The 2290-nt window shown below is 69.8% G+C and carries 2 protein-coding genes; both read left to right on the plus strand.

Features of this window, described 5'->3' with window-relative positions; all coding sequences use genetic code 11:
• Positions 1-989: aromatic ring-hydroxylating dioxygenase subunit alpha (locus ABZ464_RS51920; protein ID WP_359290021.1), on the plus strand; the 989-nt coding region annotated here is incomplete at its 5' end.
• A 12-nt stretch (positions 990-1001) separates the two neighbouring features.
• Positions 1002-1967, plus strand: a complete 966-nt coding sequence (locus ABZ464_RS51925; RefSeq protein ID WP_359290023.1) for a PDR/VanB family oxidoreductase — start codon at positions 1002-1004, stop codon at positions 1965-1967.
• The last annotated feature ends 323 nt before the right edge of the window (positions 1968-2290 follow it).

Consider the following 2290-nt stretch of genomic DNA (forward strand, 5'->3'; position numbering starts at 1 on the left):
GCTGGAAGTTCGACGTCCAAGGAAACTGCCTCGAACAGGCCTGCGAACCCGCCCTCGGCCGCCGCCGCGACGTCGCCCGCCAGCCCTGGTACCCCATCGAAGAACGCTACGGCCTCGTCTTCGTCTACATGGGCCCGCCCGAGCACAAGCCCCCACTCCCCCGCTACGACATCTTCGAGAACCTGGAGGACGGCGAGTCGCTGATCTCCGAGATGCCCATCCCGGGCCAGAACGTCACCGGGATGGTCGTGGACTTCAACTGGCTGCAGTCCTTCGAGAACGCGATGGACCCGGTGCACGCCATGTGGCTGCACTACACCCACAGCGGCCCGCAGTTCGAGGGAACCGGCACCATCGGGTTCCCGCCGTCCTACTACGACCCGTACACGGTCTCCGACAAGATCCAGTACAACATCACGACCGACCACGGACTGATGTACTACCAGCGGTGGCAGCGCGACGAACCGGACGGCACCACCGTCGACATGGACTGGGCCATCGAAGTACACCTGCCCAGCATCATCGCGCTTCCCGACTTCGTCGAGGTCGTCCCCGACCGTCGCCACGACTGCCTGATCTGGATCGTGCCCTCCGACGACACCTCCCACCGGGCCTTCGCGGTGGTCCGGGCCCAGAGCCCGGACCGGCTGATGCGGATCATCATGGGCATCAAGCAGAACGGCAAACTGCCCTGGGAACTGACAGAGGAAGAGCACCAGCGCTTCCCCGCGGACTTCGAGGCGCAGGGCTCCCAGGGCCCCATCACCCAGCACTCCGAGGAGACCCTGGTCACGTCGGACAAGGGCGTGGTGGCACTGCGTCGCATGCTCAGGAAGATGGTCGACGACGTCGAAGCGGGCCGCGACCCCCTGAACGTCGAGCAGGGCGAAGCCCGCCCGCGCCAGGTGAAGGCAGGCGTGTTCACGGTGACCGCCGAGCAGACCGACGTCGAGCCCACAGCCGCGGCCGTGCCCGCCGCCGGCTCCTGACCGGAGCGACCGATGCCATCTCTTTGGATCGACACGGTCGTCGTCGACCGGATCATGACGACGCCTCGCGTGGTAGTACTCGAACTGCAGCCGGCGGACGGCACTCCGTTGCCCGCGTACGAGGCCGGAGCGCACGTCGATGTGCGTCTCGACCGCACGCCCGGCACCGCGCTGGTCCGGCAGTACAGCCTGTGCGGCGAGCACGGCAACCGCAAGCGGTACCGGATCGCGGTCCTGCGTGAGGAGCAGTCGCGGGGCGGGTCGGAGGCGATACACCGGCTCGCGGTCGGCGACCACGTGCACATCTCGGCTCCACGCAACAACTTCCGCCTCTCGTCGGCGCGCAGGCACCTGCTGTTCGCGGGCGGTATCGGCATCACCCCACTGGCGGCGATGGCCCAGCAACTCGACGCCACCGGTGGGGAGTACACGCTGCACTACTGTGCGCGTTCCGCCACGGACGTCGCGTTGAGCGAATGGCTCTCCGGCCACCCGCGGCTCGTGCTGCACCTCGATGACGAGCCGGACGAGCAGAGGCTCGAACTGCGCCGTGCGCTGGGGGAACCGGCCGAGGACACCGCCGTCTACGTCTGCGGCCCCGGCCCGTTCATCGACTACGTCCTCGACGGTGCCCGCGCGTTGGGCTGGCCGCCGAGCGTGCTGCACAAGGAGCGCTTCGCGCCGACCGCGGCATCCGACCAGGCGGGCCCCGGTGACGGGTTCACCGTCCGGCTGTCCTCCAGCGGCGCGGAGTACCACGTCCCACCGGAGGAGAGCGTCCTCGACGTGCTGCTCCGCAACGGCGTCGACGCACCCTCGTCCTGCCAGCAGGGCATCTGCGGTGAATGCGTGGTCCGGGTGCTCGCCGGCGAACCGGACCACCGCGACGACGTGCTCACCGACGACGAGCGGGCCGGCGGACTCTTCACCACCTGCTCCTCGCGAGCGCTCAGCCCCAGCATCGAACTCGACCTGTGACCGGCAGTTCCCTGCACCCCTGAACCAAAGCGCCGGGGCCGCCCCGCCTTCGACGACCGTCGGCGGCTGTCCGCCCGCGCCCCCGCGGACGGCCCGTGCGGCCGCCGCGGGGACGAACCACGTCAGCCGGCCGTCGTCCGGGCGCGGTCACCGCACTCGCTTCGCCTCCACCACCCAGCAGGAGACACACATGACCCCCACCTCACCGCGGCTACTCCCGCCCCCCGCCCGCACCCACGACCCCGTCGGCGGTGCGGCATGAGAGCCCCCCTCACCTACCAAGCCGCCCGCGCAGCCGCCGACGCCGCACTCACACAAGGCCG

This window comes from Streptomyces sp. NPDC005820, assembly GCF_040630255.1.
GTDB lineage: Bacteria > Actinomycetota > Actinomycetes > Streptomycetales > Streptomycetaceae > Streptomyces.

Bases quoted from the DNA above. Each gene is read 5' to 3' on its own strand.
- ABZ464_RS51925 (WP_359290023.1), top strand. From the start codon at position 1,002: ATGCCATCTCTTTGGATCGACACGGTCGTCGTCGACCGGATCATGACG.